Source organism: Asaia sp. SF2.1 (genome assembly GCF_000505765.1).
Taxonomy (GTDB): domain Bacteria; phylum Pseudomonadota; class Alphaproteobacteria; order Acetobacterales; family Acetobacteraceae; genus Asaia; species Asaia bogorensis.
The window spans coordinates 52,719-52,987 of sequence record NZ_AYXS01000048.1; the positions used below are offsets into that span (position 1 = coordinate 52,719).

Consider the following 269-nt stretch of genomic DNA (forward strand, 5'->3'; position numbering starts at 1 on the left):
TGCAACGGTCACTTTCGAGCCCGGTGCCCGTACGGCCTGGCATACGCACCCCAAGGGACAGACCATTCTGGTGCTTTCCGGGCTGGGCTGGGTGCAGCGCGACGGCGGCGCGATAGAGGAAGTGCGTCCCGGCGATATCGTGTTTTTCGAGCCCGATGAGAAACACTGGCACGGTGCCTCGGCGCTATGCGCGATGAGCCATGTCGCGATTACCGAGAGCGTCGAGGGTGTTTCCACCCGATGGCTGGATAAGGTGAGCGACGAACAAT

At 62.1% G+C, this 269-nt stretch carries 1 protein-coding gene; it reads left to right on the forward strand.

The window, feature by feature from the left end:
- Positions 1 to 269 (forward strand): cupin domain-containing protein (locus P792_RS37145; RefSeq protein WP_031241410.1); only part of this gene is annotated, 269 nt, incomplete at both ends.